Source organism: Amycolatopsis alba DSM 44262 (assembly GCF_000384215.1).
In the GTDB taxonomy this organism is placed as follows: domain Bacteria; phylum Actinomycetota; class Actinomycetes; order Mycobacteriales; family Pseudonocardiaceae; genus Amycolatopsis; species Amycolatopsis alba.
Genome location: NZ_KB913032.1, coordinates 1,141,862 through 1,156,348, shown reverse-complemented (window position 1 = coordinate 1,156,348; position 14,487 = coordinate 1,141,862). Strand labels below are relative to the sequence as shown.

General features: G+C 68.1%; 12 protein-coding genes. 11 read left to right on the top strand and 1 reads right to left on the bottom strand.

Annotated elements, in window-relative coordinates:
* The first annotated feature begins 16 nt into the window (after positions 1-16).
* The 7 genes from AMYAL_RS0105275 to AMYAL_RS0105255 all read left to right on the top strand — a co-directional run bounded on the left by AMYAL_RS0105275 (position 17) and on the right by AMYAL_RS0105255 (position 6,914).
* The gene (locus AMYAL_RS0105275) at positions 17-1,381 is read left to right on the top strand and encodes an aminotransferase class V-fold PLP-dependent enzyme (RefSeq protein ID WP_020630270.1); all 1,365 of its coding nucleotides are present in this window, start codon (positions 17-19) and stop codon (positions 1,379-1,381) included.
* 19 nt (positions 1,382-1,400) lie between these two features.
* Complete coding sequence (locus tag AMYAL_RS0105270) at positions 1,401-2,015, top strand: hypothetical protein (protein ID WP_157358200.1); 615 nt, start codon at positions 1,401-1,403, stop codon at positions 2,013-2,015.
* Between the two features lie 24 nt (positions 2,016-2,039).
* Entirely contained in the window at positions 2,040-2,603 is a 564-nt protein-coding gene (gene lspA, locus AMYAL_RS0105265; protein ID WP_020630268.1) for a signal peptidase II, read from the top strand.
* On the top strand, positions 2,600-3,526 hold the full coding sequence (locus AMYAL_RS0105260; protein WP_020630267.1) for an RluA family pseudouridine synthase: 927 nt from the start codon (positions 2,600-2,602) through the stop codon (positions 3,524-3,526). The genes lspA and AMYAL_RS0105260 overlap by 4 nt, the downstream gene beginning before the upstream one ends.
* 130 nt (positions 3,527-3,656) lie before the next feature.
* A complete protein-coding gene (locus tag AMYAL_RS48325; RefSeq protein WP_084702090.1) occupies positions 3,657-3,926 on the top strand; it encodes a hypothetical protein in 270 nt (89 codons plus the stop codon).
* A complete protein-coding gene (locus AMYAL_RS49200) occupies positions 3,919-4,530 on the top strand; it encodes a DUF6879 family protein (RefSeq protein ID WP_157358199.1) in 612 nt (203 codons plus the stop codon). The genes AMYAL_RS48325 and AMYAL_RS49200 overlap by 8 nt, the downstream gene beginning before the upstream one ends.
* 176 nt (positions 4,531-4,706) lie before the next feature.
* On the top strand, positions 4,707-6,914 hold the full coding sequence (locus AMYAL_RS0105255; RefSeq protein WP_020630266.1) for an ATP-binding protein: 2,208 nt from the start codon (positions 4,707-4,709) through the stop codon (positions 6,912-6,914).
* A gap of 7 nt (positions 6,915-6,921) precedes the next feature.
* On the opposite strand, the gene AMYAL_RS0105250 is transcribed toward AMYAL_RS0105255, so the two are convergent.
* Positions 6,922-7,923 carry an AsnC family protein gene (locus tag AMYAL_RS0105250; protein ID WP_026466763.1) on the bottom strand — a complete coding sequence of 334 codons (1,002 nt, stop codon included), beginning with the start codon at positions 7,921-7,923 and terminating at the stop codon, positions 6,922-6,924.
* 134 nt (positions 7,924-8,057) lie between these two features.
* Between AMYAL_RS0105250 and AMYAL_RS0105245 the strand changes: the two genes are divergently transcribed.
* The 4 genes from AMYAL_RS0105245 to AMYAL_RS0105230 all read left to right on the top strand — a co-directional run bounded on the left by AMYAL_RS0105245 (position 8,058) and on the right by AMYAL_RS0105230 (position 14,448).
* Positions 8,058-11,369, top strand: coding sequence for a DUF885 domain-containing protein (locus AMYAL_RS0105245; RefSeq protein WP_020630264.1), 3,312 nt, complete (start codon positions 8,058-8,060; stop codon positions 11,367-11,369).
* A 58-nt stretch (positions 11,370-11,427) separates the two neighbouring features.
* Positions 11,428-12,216: a class I SAM-dependent methyltransferase gene (locus AMYAL_RS47760; RefSeq protein ID WP_020630263.1), complete on the top strand. Its 789-nt coding sequence runs from the start codon at positions 11,428-11,430 to the stop codon at positions 12,214-12,216.
* Positions 12,217-12,248: 32 nt separating this feature from the next.
* The gene (locus AMYAL_RS0105235; protein WP_020630262.1) at positions 12,249-13,289 is read left to right on the top strand and encodes an LLM class F420-dependent oxidoreductase; all 1,041 of its coding nucleotides are present in this window, start codon (positions 12,249-12,251) and stop codon (positions 13,287-13,289) included.
* A gap of 202 nt (positions 13,290-13,491) precedes the next feature.
* Positions 13,492-14,448 carry a Ppx/GppA phosphatase family protein gene (locus AMYAL_RS0105230; protein WP_020630261.1) on the top strand — a complete coding sequence of 319 codons (957 nt, stop codon included), beginning with the start codon at positions 13,492-13,494 and terminating at the stop codon, positions 14,446-14,448.
* The last annotated feature ends 39 nt before the right edge of the window (positions 14,449-14,487 follow it).

Here is a 14,487-nt window from a genome sequence, read left to right as displayed (position 1 = left end):
GGCCCGGAGGATGACGATGACTCTCGCTCTCGAACGCACCAGCACCCCCGCCGCTGTCGCGGAAACCATTGTGTCGCAAGAAATTCCGACGGTGGCGTGCGCCGATCTGCGGGTTCCGCTGGTCACCGGCGGCGACATCGGCTACGCCAACCTCGATCACGCGGCGAGCGCTCCCTGTCTGGACAAGGTGCGCGACGCGGTCGACGAATTCCTGCCCTGGTACGCCAGCGTCCACCGCGGCGCCGGATTCGCCTCGCAGATCTCCACCAAGCTTTACGAGCGCACGCGCGGAATCCTGCGGGACTTCGTCGACGCGCGGTCGACCGACACCGTCGTGTTCACCCGCAACACCACCGATTCCTTCAACCTTCTCGCCCGCAGCCTGCCGAAGCACACGTCGGTCGTCGTGTTCGACACCGACCACCACGCCGCGCTGCTGCCGTGGAAGGGTCCGAACGTCCGCCGGATCCAGACCCCGCGCACCCGCCTCGCCGCGGTGTCCGCTGTGGACGAAGCACTCGCGGACTGCCCGCAGGGACCGCGGCTGGTCGTCATCACCGGCGCGTCCAACGTGACCGGGGAACTGTTGCCGGTCAAGGAGATCGCCGCCGTCGCCCGGCGGCACGGCGCCCGGATCGCGCTCGACGCGGCGCAGCTCGCACCGCACCGCAAGATCTCCGTGCGCAAACTGGACGTCGACTACGTCGCGATCTCGGGCCACAAGCTGTACGCGCCCTTCGGTGCCGGCGCGCTGATCGGCCGCGCCGACTGGCTGCGCGCCGCCCAGCCGTACCTCGCCGGTGGTGGCGCGACGAAGCTCGTCACCCGAGACTCCGAAGAGCTCGGCGTGGTCTGGAACGCCGGTGCCGAGCGGCACGAAGCCGGTTCCCCCAACACCGTCGGCGTCTACGCGCTCGGTGTCGCCTGCGAGACGCTGGCCGCGAACTGGGACGCGATCGTCGCCCACGAGGACGAACTCCTGGCGCGGCTGCGTCGCGGTCTCGCCGGTATCCCCGGATTCGCCGAGCTGCGGCTGTTCGACGCGCCGGTCGACCGGGTCGGCACGCTCAGCTTCGTCGTCGACGGCTTCGACCCCGGCTGGCTCGCCGCGGTGCTGTCCGCGGAGTACGGCATCGGCGTCCGGGACGGCGCGTTCTGCGCGCATGTCGCGACCAAACGGCTGATCTCCGCCGCCGGTTCGACAGGCCAGCAGGCCGTGCGGGTCAGCCTCGGCCTCGGCAGCACCACCGAACACGTGGACCGGGTCGTCCTGGCACTGCGCCAGATCGTCGCCCGCGGCGCGCGCTGGCAGTACGAAAAGCCGGAAGGCCGCTGGGTTCCGGAGAACGACCCGCGGGAGCTTCCCCCGTTCTGCGCCTGACCCACTACCCTCGTCCCGCATGGGGAATGAGCGACCGCGTTACTGGTTTCCGCTGGCACTACTGGGATTCGCCCAACTGGCGGTGGTGGCTTCATCCGTCGGCACGGGCCGGTACGAGGGCCGGGCCGGTTATGCGCCTTACGGGACCGGCGGGCTGTACGGCGTCGGCCCCGGCGTGGAGATGAGCCGGGAAAGCAACACCGCCATAGCCGTCGCGTTCGGCGACGTCGGCCGGATGGACGCCTGGTTCTTCGCCGTGTTCGTGATCTACGCCGGTACCGCGCTGTACTACACGCTGCGGATGAGGCGCGAGGGGAGAGTCGTGCCGTGGTGGGTGGTCCTCGTGACCGTCGTCGGCGGGCTGGCCATCATCGCGCTGGCGGATCTGAGTGGCCTGGCGAAGCTCGACATGCCCGGTGACGTGCGGACCGCGGTCCTCCTCACGGTGGGCCTTGCCCTGCTCGCCTGGCTGGAGAGCAGCGTGCTCGTGCTGGTCGTCACCGCGGCCTACGTGCTCTGCGCGGTCGTGCTCGCCCAAGGACAGCTCGCGTTGCTGCTGTCGTCGCTGGTCGCGCTCGCCGGGGCGTTCGCGGCACTGCTGAGCAGGCCGAAGGCGGCCGCCGAGGAGGCCTGAGCAAGCTCAGTGGACAATGGGGGTGTGAGCACAGAGCCCGAAACCGCGCCACCGGCGCCGCCGCTGCCCAAGAAGCGCGTCGTCGTCGTGTTCGTCGTCGCCGCGGTGCTGTGGGGGATCGACCTCCTCACCAAGCAGATCGCGGTGTCGACGCTGGAGGGCAAGCGGCCGGTCGAGTTCCTCGGCGGGCTGGTGTACTTCCAGCTGGTGCGCAACCCCGGTGCCGCCTTCTCGATGGCGACCGGGCTGACCTGGGTGCTCGCGCTGGTCGCGGTCGCCGTCGTGGTCGCCATCATCTGGCTGGCCCGGCGGCTGCGCTCGGTCGGCTGGGCGATCGGCCTCGGCCTGGTGCTGGCAGGCGCGCTCGGCAACCTGACCGACCGGATCTTCCGCGCCCCCGGCCCGCTGCAGGGGCACGTGGTCGACATGATCTCCGCGTTCGCGCCGAACGGGCAGGGCTGGGCGATCTTCAACGTCGCCGACTCCGCGATCTGCGTCGGCGGTGTGCTCATCGTGATCCTCTCCTTGCTGGGCAAGGACTACGACGGATCGTCTACAAAGGACAAGAAGAAGGCGGCAAGCGAATGAGCGCGCGGATGTTGCCCGTTCCCGACGGGCTCGACGGCATGCGCGTCGACGCGGGACTGGCGAAACTACTGGGACTCTCCCGCACTGTCGTGGCGGAGCTGGCCGAATCCGGCGAGATCTTCCTCGACGGCAGGCCCGCCGGGAAGTCGGACCGGCTGTCCGCAGGCGGGCTGCTCGAAGTGACGCTGCCCGACCCGGCCTCGGCCATCGAGGTCGTCGCGGAGCATGTCGAGGGCATGCAGATCCTGCACGACGACGACGACATCGTGGTGATCTCGAAGCCGGTCGGCGTCGCCGTGCACCCGAGCCCCGGCTGGACCGGGCCGACCGTCGTCGGCGGGCTCGCCGCCGCCGGGCTGCGGATCGCGACCTCGGGAGCGGCCGAACGCCAGGGCGTCGTCCACCGGCTGGACGCCGGCACCACCGGCGTGATGGTCGTGGCCAAGAGCGAGCACGCGTACACCGTGCTGAAGCGGGCGTTCAAGGAACGCACCGTCGACAAGGGCTACCACGCCATCGTCCAGGGCCATCCCGATCCGACGCGCGGCACCATCGACGCGCCCATCGACCGGCACCCCCGGCACGACTACAAATTCGCCGTCGTCCAGGGCGGGCGGCCCAGCGTCACGCATTACGAGGTCGTCGAGGCCTTCCGTGCCGCGTCACTGGCCAAGATCAAGCTGGAGACCGGCCGCACCCACCAGATCCGCGTGCACTTCTCGGCGCTCAAGCACCCGTGCGTCGGCGACCTGACCTACGGCGCCGACCCGGTGCTCGCGCGGAAGCTCGGGCTTTCCCGGCAGTGGCTGCACGCCAAGACGCTCGGTTTCGCGCATCCGTCCGACGGGCGCTGGGTCGAGTTCGAGTCCGAGTACCCGGACGATCTGGCGAACGCATTGCGGATCCTGCAGGACGAGAACTGAGTCCTTCCGCCTCGTTGAGATGCTTGTGATCTTTTGTGCTTGCTTGGCTGCCATCGATCGGACAGCGATTGATCGGACAGTGAACAGGCTGCTACCTTGAGTGGCGCCAGCGAGGGCTTGGAGGGACGGCATGACTCGACCTTGGGAAGCGGATCCTGCGGCCGCGTTCGCGCGGCGGCTGGGCAAATCGGCGAAAGAACTGGACAAGTCGGACATCCGGAATAATTGCCCAGATATTTGGGAACTGGACAATGGTGATGTCGCCGTGATCGGACGAAACTTGACATCGGCATACTCTGCAAGGCTGCCGAATGGTGTGTCGTTGGGGAGTGACGAGGACCTGGTTGTAATCCCCAGGGCGACGCTCATCGCGGCGAAGGCGGACATTCCTGATGCTTGATTTTCTCGGTGCGGCGCCGGGAGTTCGTTTGACGCAGGATGCCTATAATGTCGACTACAATGAAAGATTCGACCGTTCGCCGAGTCAGTCGTCGTGGAAGCTTGAGCGGAGGCAAGACTTCCGGCAACCTGGTCACGCTCGATGGGAAGCGTTCGCTCGCGGTGACTGGGACGAAGCCCTCCGGCTGACGGCTGAACTGCGCCCTGCGCACGAAAAACTCTTCCGGGAAGCGGCTGATCGCGGCATCGACCTGTTTCGTTTGCGAGTCATTGAACGGCCGCTCACGCCATATGTTCACTGGGAACTGTATTCCCTGAAAATGAGTGCTGAGAGTGGAGAGAAAATTCGCGTCGTTGGCTCGGAAGCTGTTGTCGAATATGAACAAGACGGCTTGCTTCCTGAGCTGCTGACGGTGGGGCCGGATGTGGTCTACGAAATTCTCTATGAAGAGAGTGGAACACCGAACGGTGGAATCCGGTACGATGGTGTCGAGACAATGCTGAAATGTAACGACTTCATTGAGAAAATATACGAAAAAGGCGAGGACTTGATCAGTTACTTCGATCGGGAAATTGCGCATTTGCCACCGCCGGGACGGGTGTGACGAGTTCGGATGAGCAGGATGAGTATCCGCGAAATGCGGGTACTCATTCGGAGCTGTCCGGAACAGCGAGCGACGTGGTCCAGGCGGGCGCAATTCACGGTGACGTCCACTTCCACGGGACGCCTCAGGCCTCGAGTCGAGTCCCGCGACAGCTGCCAGGCGATGTGCGTGGATTCGTGAATCGCGCCGCTGAGCTCGAACGTCTCGACAGCGTTCTCGTGGATGGTGAGGCCATCGCGGTCTCAATGGTCGTCGGTACAGCAGGGGTCGGCAAGACCTCTTTGGCCCTGCATTGGGCGCACCGGGTGCGCGACAGATTTCCGGACGGGCAGCTGTACGCGAACATGCGTGGATATGATCCGGGGCTACCGGTCACGGCAACGCAGGTACTCGATCGATTTCTGCGGTCACTCGACGTTCCGCCGACCGCGATCCCGTCCGAGCTCGATGAAATGGCCGCGATGTTCCGGTCCCTGCTGGCGGACCGGCGCATGCTGGTTTTCCTTGACAACGCTGCGACGGTAGGGCAAGTGCGCCCGTTGTTGCCCGGAACGGTCGGCTGTTTGGTGGTGGTGACGAGCCGCAGCCGCCTTTCGGGGCTGTTCGTGCGCGATGGTGCGCATCGGGTGAGCCTCGATGTCCTGACCGCAGAGCAAGCCGTCGCTTTGTTGCGTGCGGTGACCGCGGGCTACCGGGCAGAGGACAACGAGGTCGAACTTTTCGAACTGGCCCGGTTGTGCGCGCGGCTTCCCCTGGCTCTGCGCATCGCGGCGGAACGCGCTGTTCGTCGTCATCGGATACCGCTCGGTGAATTGGTCGAGGATCTGCGCGACGAGTCCGGACTCTGGGATGCCCTGTCCACAGGTGACGACGAGGAGAGCGACGCGGTTCGCACCGCGTTCGCCTGGTCGTATCGAGCTTTGACCGCGGATTCCGCTCGACTGTTCCGGTTGCTGGGTCTGCATCCCGGACCGGAGTTCAGCGCGGAGGCCGCAGCGGCATTGGCGGGCATTCGTGGTGGGCAGGCCAAACAGCAGCTGGACATTCTCGCCGGAGTGCACCTTGTCGAACAGAGTGGGTCTGATCGGTACCAGTTCCATGACCTCTTGCGTACCTATGCGACCGATCAGGCGCGGGACGAAGAGTCGTCGGAGGAGCGTGCCGAAGTCCTGGGTCGAATCTTGGACTGGTATCTGCATACCGCGGATTCCGTGCAGGTTGCGGTCAACCCAGCCGAACCTCGGGTCCAGCTCGTCCCGGCCGACGTGAGTGTGGTTCCCCTGACGTTTTCCGATCAGGAAAGCGCACTCGGTTGGTTTGAGACGGAGCGCGCCAACCTGGTAGCCGCTGTCCAGGCCGCCGCTGCCGCGGGGCTGTCCCGGATCGCCTGGCAGCTGGCCGTGGTCCTACGCGGCACCTACCTCGCGGTCATGCCCGTGGACGACTGGTTCGTCACTTCCGAGATCGGGTTGCGTGAGGCGCGAAAGCTCGGGGACCGGGCGGCTGAGGCACAATTGCTGGAGAGCCTGGCGATGGTGTGCTATCGAGCGCGTCGGCTTGCGGACAGTGAACAGTACTACGGTCGTACCCTCGAGGTCTGCCACGAGCTTGGCGATCGTTTCGGCGAAGCCCTCGCTCAGAACGGACTGGGTCTTCTCTGCTTCGAACGGAGGGATTTCATCGCGGCCCGGCATGCCTACGAAATCAGCATGACCGTGATGAGAGAGCTGGGCGAAGTCTATTGGGAGGCGCTGGCGGCGGCGAACCTCGCTCAGGTCGCGCTGGAGAGCGACGCGTTGGAGGAGGCGAGGCGGCTGGTCTTGTGGGCATTGGACAGCTACCGGGCACAGGGAATACGGGTCAGCGAAGGGCATGCCTTGTATCTCCTCGCCATGATTCAGCGTGAGCAAGGTGATCTGGCCGGGGCGATGCATTCGATCGAGCAAGCACTTTCCCAAGCCCGTGAACTGTCGAGCCGCGCACGAGAAGCCTATTGGTTGATCGAGCTCGGTCGTATTCTGCGGCTGCAGGGGCGTCCCGAAGACTCACTTACCGCCTCCCAACGCGCGGCCGTGTTGCAGCGGCAGCAAGGTGACCGAGGTCGTGAAGCGCAGGCTTGGGACTGCACCGGTGAGGCGTACATGGCGTTGGGGCGGCCGTCGGAAGCGGCCGATTTCCACAGGCTGGCGGTTGCCGTGCATCGCGAGCAGGCCGATCGGTGGCAGCTGGCACTTTCACTGAACCACCTCGCGTATGCGCTGCACGCGGCAGGTGAAGCTGTGGAAGCTCGTAGGCACTGGACCGAAGCCGCTGCGCTGCTGGTTACGTTTCCCGATCCGAAGGCCCGGAGACTTCATGAAGAAGTCGTCCGGCGGTCGACCTGAACCGCGCTCAGTCGTCGATCGACCAGGTCAGCGTGCGTTCGTCCGGTTCCGGCCGCGGCGACCAGCGCACGGCGACCACGCGGGTGGCGTCCGGCAGCACGTAGACGGTGTGCCCGCCGAGCGTCTCGCCGGGCCGGACGCCGATCTTGTGCGGCGGCCGCGAGGTCAGCGAGACCGGCGCCTTCGCGATCGGCTTGCCGTCCGCGCTGAGCAGTTCGAGGTAATTGTCCGGCAGCGACACGAACGGGATGTTCCCGCGGTTGGTGATCTCGGTGTGCACCACGACCGACCGTTCCCCGGCCTCCAGGGAGTAGCCGGCCGCGCTGAACAGGTAGTCCGCCGGGTCCTGGACCTCGAGCAACTGGACGGTGAGCTGCTCGCCCTCCAGGCCCTGGGTCTCCATGACGTCGCCGGTCTTGCCCTTCTTGCCCTCCGGGACCGGCCGGGGCGCGGCGGCCTGCTGCTCGTCGCCGCGGGCCCAGGACGCGGTCTGCGGAACGCCCCAGGTGCTCATCACCGGGTCCGCGGGCGCCATCGGGGGCGCGAACTGCTGCTGCGGGGCGGGCGGACGCGGCGGCGGCTGCTGGGGCGGCGCCATCGGCGGGCGCACCGGGGCCGACGGCGGACCGGGGTAGCGGCCCGACGGCGTGCCGTGCACGTTGTACGGGCCCGACGGCGTCCCCTGGACGGTGTACGGCCCGGAAGGGGTGCCCTGGACGTTGTGCGGCCCGGACTGCCCCGGCGGTCGCTGAGGCTGCTGAGGTTGTGGGGGCTGCTGAGGTTGCTGAGCCCACGAGGGCGGCGAGCCCGCGATGGCGGCCCGTAAGCCGTTCGGGTCGCTTTCCACGCCCACGAGCAGCGGCAACCCGCTCCCGGAGAGGGCGACCAGACGGTACGCGACCTCACGCGGATCCATGCCCACCTTGGCCGCGAGTTCGTGCACGGCCGCCTTGCCCAGGTCCGCGAGGGCGGCGAGCAGGCGGATGTCCACGGGATCGGTCACGGCCACGACCGGCAACGCTACCGTCTCGCCCCCGGCGCCGCGGGAGTGGCCGTCCGGTGCGGCAAATCCCGGCTTCGGTAGGTCGCGCTCTCCATTAGGGTCGGGGATACCGCCTCCACCGACCACTGGGGAAGAAACACATGAGCGCAGTCTCCGCCCTCGCCGACGAGTTCGTCGAAGCCCTCTTCGACGCCGAGCCGGTCATGCCCGCTTTGCAGGGCTTCCGTCCGGAGTCGACGGGGCTCACCGATCTCAGCGAGGCGGCGGGAAACGCTTTCCGCGCGAAGCTGGCCGACTTCGCCGAGCGGGCCGAGGCACTCGGCGCCGAGGGCCTGAGCGCGGAGGAGAAGACCACCCGTGACGTCCTGATCGCGACGGCGCGGGCGAGGATCGCGCTGCTGGACTCGCGGTTCGTCGAGTTCACCGTGAGTGACCTGTTCATCTCGCCCGCCGCCGAGGTGCTCACCGTGCTGCCGATGATGTCGGTCGGGACGGGCGCGCAGGCGGAGGCGCACCTGGGGCGGATCGCCGCGATCCCGGAATATCTGCGGCAGGCCGCGCAGCGGCATCGTGACGGCGTCGCCCGTGGCCTGCTCCCGGTCGCGTACCTCGTCGACGCCACCGTCGCGTACCTCGACCGGCACCTCGCCGAGCCGTCGGCCGATCCGCTGCTGCGCCAGCCCGCGCCCGACGACGACTTCGAGACCCGGCGCGCCGCTCTGCTGCGCGACGTCGTCCGGCCCGCGATCGCCGAGTACCGCGACGTGCTCGCGAACGAGATCGCGCCGCACGGCCGCCCCGAGGACAAACCCGGCGTCTGCTGGCTGCCCGACGGCGAGCACATCTACGCCCTGCTCGCCGAAATGCACACCACGACCGTCCGCACCCCGCGTGAGCTGCACCAGACCGGGCTCGACGTGATCGCGGAACTCGCCGCCGAGTACCGCGAGTACGGCTCCCGCGTCTTCGGCACCACCGACCTCACCGAGATCTTCACCAAGCTCCGCACCGACCCGGCGCTGCGCTGGTCCAGCGCCGACGAGCTGCTCGACTCCGCTCGCGCGGCCATCACCAGGGCCGAAGCCGAGGCGCCGAACTGGTTCGGCCGGATCCCGCCGCAGCCGTGGACGGTCGAGCCGGTCCCCGCCGAATCCGCGCCCGGCGCGCCCGCCGCGTACTACATGTGGCCCGCGGTCGACGGCTCCCGGCCGGGCATCTACTTCGCCAACACCCACAAGGCGGAGGAGCGGTTCCGGCACGCGGCCGAGGCGACGGCGTTCCACGAGGCCATCCCCGGCCACCACTTCCAGCTGAGCCTCGCGCAGGGACTCAGCGAGCTCCCGGTGCTGCGCCGCATCGGCGACTTCAACGCCTACGCCGAGGGCTGGGGTCTCTACACCGAGCGCCTCGCCGACGAGATGGGCCTGTACTCCGACGACGTCGCGAAACTCGGCATGCTGACCATGGATTCGATGCGCGCCGGTCGCCTGGTCGTCGACACCGGGCTGCACGCGCTGGGCTGGAGCCGTCGGCAGGCCATCGACTTCCTCACCGAGAACACGCCGATGGCGCTGGTCGAGATCGAGTCCGAAGTGGACCGGTACATCGCCTTCCCCGGTCAGGCACTGTCGTACATGGTGGGGAGGCTGGAGATCCAGCGCATCCGCGCGGAAGCCGAACTGACGCTGGGCAGCCGGTTCGACATCAAGGCCTTCCACGACGTCGTGCTCGGTGGCGGCGCGCTGCCGCTTTCGGTGCTCGACGGGGTGGTCCGCGACTGGGTCGCCGGACACGGCGACACCCCGAACGGCCTCGCCGAAGAGCTGATGGAACTCAAGTTCGAAGAGCTCCCGCTGTGGCGTTCGCTGCTCGGGCTTCCCGGTGACGAGGGTGCCATGCCGGATCCGAGCGCGGAGGCCGCCGCCGAGCGGCGCGCGTCGGCGGTCGCCATCGCCGAGCGGGCCAAAGCCCTTGGCACCGAAGGTCTTTCCCCGGTCGAGGCGGTCACCCGCGAGGTCGTGATCCAGCAGGCGGAGGCGATGGTCGACGCGACCGACGCCCGTGCCTCCGAGTTCTCGGTCAGCGACGGCCTCGCCTCGCCCGCGCTGTTCCTGCTCAACGAGCTCGCGGTGCTGACGCTGAACGACGAGGAAAGGGTCCGGGGCTATCTGCGGCGGCTGGACGGGATCGGCGGCTACCTGGACGCCCTCATCGTGCGCCAGCGCGCGGCGGCGGCCGACGGGCTGGTCCCGCCCGGTTTCCTCGTCGAAAGCGGAATCGCCTACGTGGAGCGCTATCTCGGTGACGAGGCGGGTGACCCGCTGGCGCTCACCGCGTCCGTTTCCGTGGAGGGCTACGAAGCCGAACGGGACCGCCTGCTGGCCGAGGTCGTCCGCCCCGCTTACGTCCGGTACCGCGACTTCCTCGCCACCGAGCTGCGTCCCGTGGCGAAGCCCGAGGAGGAGCCGGGCTTGTGCGCGCTTCCCGGCGGGCAGGAAAAGTACGCCGCGCTGATCCGGGCGCACACCTCCACCAGGCGCACCGCTCAGGATCTGCACGACACCGGCCTCGACATGATCGCGAAGCTGGCCGACCAGTACCGCGAACTGGGCGAGAAGATCTTCGGTACCAAGGATCTCGGCGAGATCTTCGAGCGGCTCCGCACCGACCCGGCTCTTCGCTGGCGAGACGGCGACGAGCTGCTCCAAGCCGCGCGCGACACCATCGCCCGCGCCGAAGCCGTTGCCCCGCAGTGGTTCTCGACCATTCCCGAGGAGCAGTGCCAGGTCGAGCCGGTCCCGCCGGCCGAGGCTCCCGGTGGCACGCTCGCGTACTACATCGAGCCGTCGCTCGATGGTGCGCGGCCGGGCGCCTACTACGCGAACACCTACGAGGCCGAGCTGCGCCCGAAGCACACGAGCGAGGCGATCGCCTTCCACGAAGCCGTTCCGGGGCACCACTTCCAGATCTGCATCGCGCACAAGCTCAAGGGCCTGCCGATGCTGCGCGGTCACGCCGACGTCAACGCCTACGTCGAGGGCTGGGGTCTCTACGCGGAGCGCCTCGCCGACGAGATGGGCCTGTACTCCAGCGATCTGACGAAGTTCGGCATGCTCACCCAGGACTCGATGCGCGCCGGTCGCCTGGTGGTCGACACCGGGATGCACGCGCTCGGCTGGAGCCGTCAGCAGGCCGTCGACTACCTCGCCGAGAACACGCCGATGGCCAAGGTGGAGATCGAGGCCGAGATCGACCGCTACGCCGCGTTCCCTGGACAGGCGCTGTCGTACATGGTGGGACGGCTGGAGATCGAGCGGATCCGCGCCGAGGCCGAGGCCGCCCTCGGCGACCGCTTCGACATCAAGGGCTTCCACGAGGTCGTGCTGAGCAACGGGATCCTGCCGCTGCGGGTGCTGGACGACGTGGTGAAGGCCTGGGTGGCCGCGCAGTGAGCTGACCGCACACAGTCAGCGGTATCTCGACGAGTCAGGCCGTCATTACCCTCGCCCGATGGTGACCGCAGCCCAGGCGAAGGCCAAGTACGACCAGCTCGTCGACCGCTACGAGGACATCTTCTTCTACGTCGCCGATGTGGGGAGGGACCTCGTCGAGTTCGCGGATCCGGCGCCCGGCGCCCGGCTTCTGGACGCCGGGGCCGGGCGCGGGGCGGTCGCGCGCGCGGCGCTGGCCAAGGGCTGCGCCGTCACCGCCATCGACGCGTCACCGCTGATGATGCGACGGCTGGCCGAAGAGCATCCGGAGATCTCCGCGAGCGAAGGGGATCTCTACCGGACGGGGTTCGCGGACGGGTCGTTCGACCTGGTCACCGCCGGGTTCGTGATGCAGGTCCTCGACGATCCGCTGGGTGCGCTCACCGAGTTCCGGCGGGTATTGGTGCCGGGAGGAGCCGTCGCGCTGTCCCTCGAACGTCAGTCCGTCGGCAGGCTGGCGTGGTTCCAGGACCTGAGCGTGGAGTTCTTCGCGCCCGGCGGCGCCGCCGAACCGCAGGACGCGCGGCGCGGGCCGCTGACTCACGACCGGCTCGACGCCTTGCTTGGCGAAGCCGGTTTCGTGGACCTGACGCGGGAGACCGTCGAGCTGCCAAAACCACTGTCCGGTCCGGACGCGCTGTGGGACTGGATGATGCCGCGAGGCCTCGCCGAAATGGTCCCGGCGCTGCCGCCCGAGCGCGGCGCGGAGTTCCGCCGCCGGTTCCTCGAGGGAGCGCGGCGGATGCACGAAGACGGCGGCATCGTCCTCGAGTTCGCGGCGACCCTGCACCGGGCATACTATCGCTAAGCGAACGCTCAGTAACTTGTGAGGAGATGCCGATGAGGATCGGGACCGCGATCAACTACGCAGGTGGCTTCGCCGAGAGCGTGGCGGACATCGTCGAGCTGGAGAAGGCCGGACTGGACATCGTCTTCGTCCCCGAGGCCTACTCGTTCGACGCGGTCAGCCAGCTCGGCTACGTCGCGGCGAAGACCGAGCGGGTCCAGATCGCCTCCGGCATCTTCCAGATCTACACGCGCACGCCGACGCTGACCGCGATGACCGCCGCCGGGCTCGACTTCGTCTCCGACGGCCGGTTCACCCTCGGCATCGGCGCGTCCGGCCCGCAGGTCATCGAGGGTTTCCACGGCGTGAAGTACGACGCGCCGCTCGGCCGCACCCGCGAGATCATCGACATCTGCCGTCAGGTGTGGCGGCGGGAGAAGGTCGTGCACTCCGGCACGCACTACACGATCCCGCTGCCGCCGGAGCAGGGCACGGGCCTCGGCAAACCGCTGAAGCTGATCAACCACCCGGTGCGCGAGCGGATCCCGATCCTGCTGGCCTCGATCGGCCCGAAGAACGTCGCGCTCACCGCCGAACTCGCCGAGGGCTGGGAGCCGATCTTCTTCCACCCCGAGAAGGCCTCCGAGGTCTGGGGCGCGTCGCTGGCCGAGGGCAAGGCGAAGCGCGACCCGTCACTGGGTGAGCTGGACACCTTCGTCGGCACCGCGCTGGCGATCGGGGACGACGTCGACGGGCTGCTGGACCACCTGCGCGGCATGCTGGCGCTGTACATCGGCGGCATGGGTGCCCGCGGCAAGAACTTCTACAACAGTCTCGCTCAGCGGTACGGCTACGAAGCCGAAGCCAAGCTCATCCAGGATCTGTACCTGGACGGCAAGAAGGACGAAGCCGCCGCGGCGGTGCCGAAGGAGCTGATCAAGGCGATCTCGCTGATCGGTCCCGAGGGGTACGTCAAGGAGCGGCTGGCCGCCTTCCGTGAGGCCGGCGCGACCACGCTCGTGGTCAACCCGATGCTGCCCGGCCGCGAGGCCCGCGTCGCCCAGGTTTCGAAGCTTCGCGAACTCGTTGGTTAGCCACGCGAAGGAGTCGAACCTCTCACCTGTATCGATACGGTATACTTGACCTGCGCCGGTGTACCCCCATCGTGGTCAAAAACCGGGCTTCCGGTGGAAAGACAACGTAAACCACGCCTGAACGGCCGGAAAATCCGCCATTATCAGGAGTGGAAGCGAGACCTCGGGGGAATACGTTCGCGACGAAGGTGAGGTGCCTCGCGTGCGCAAGCAGATCGGCGAGCCGTCCGCCGCGGTCCTGGATGTCGGGTCGTTCAGTGCACGGCTGGTGGTACTGGCCAAGGGCGGTTCACCGCTCGATCCCGTGCTGAGCCACCAGACACGGCTGCGGCTCGACAGGGAACTCGACGATGACGGAAACCTGACCAGGCGCGGCATCGACGCGGTCTCGTCCGCCGTCGAGGCGGGCAAGACCATGGCCGCCAAACACGGTGTCGAGGATGTGTACCCGCTCGCCACGTCGTCGATCCGAGACGCGGCGAACGTGAAGCAGGTCGTCTGCGACGTCGCGAAAGCGACCGGGGTCAAACTGCGGTTCCTCACCGGCCGCCGCGAGGCCGAACTGGCCTACGTCGGCGCGCGCCGGTGGTACGGCGCTTCGGCGGGCGGGCTGCTGGTGCTTGACATCGGCGGCGGCACCGTCGAACTCGCCGCGGGGAACGCCGAGGAGGCCGGGTTCGCGCATTCCCTGCCGCTCGGGGCCCGCTCGCTGACGCGGGACTGGTTCGCCACCGAGTGCCCGTCGCCCAAGGTCGTGCGGGCGATGCGGGACCACGTGCTCGACGAGGTCCGCGACGCGATGCAGGACGTGCTGCCGGAGATCCGGGATCACCGCGCCGTCGGCTGCTCCAAGGTGCTCCGGCAACTCGCCCGGCTCGCCGGTGACAGGCCGTCCCGCTCCAGGGAACTGCACCTCGACGACCTTCGCGCGTGGATCCCGAGGCTGGCGAAACTGCCGGCGAAAAGCCGCGCCGAACTGCCGGGCATCTCGCGGCAACGCTCGCACCAGGCGCTCGCGGGCGCGATCGTCGCCGAGGCGCTGCTGACGCTTTCCGGTGGCCAGGTCGCCATCTGCCCGTGGTCCACCAGGGACGGACTGCTGCTCGGCATGCTCGACGGGCTGGTCACGCTGGACGGCAAACCGGCGAAAGCCGCCTGACAAATCCACTTGAAAGCTGGCGTATCCGGCCGTGAACGG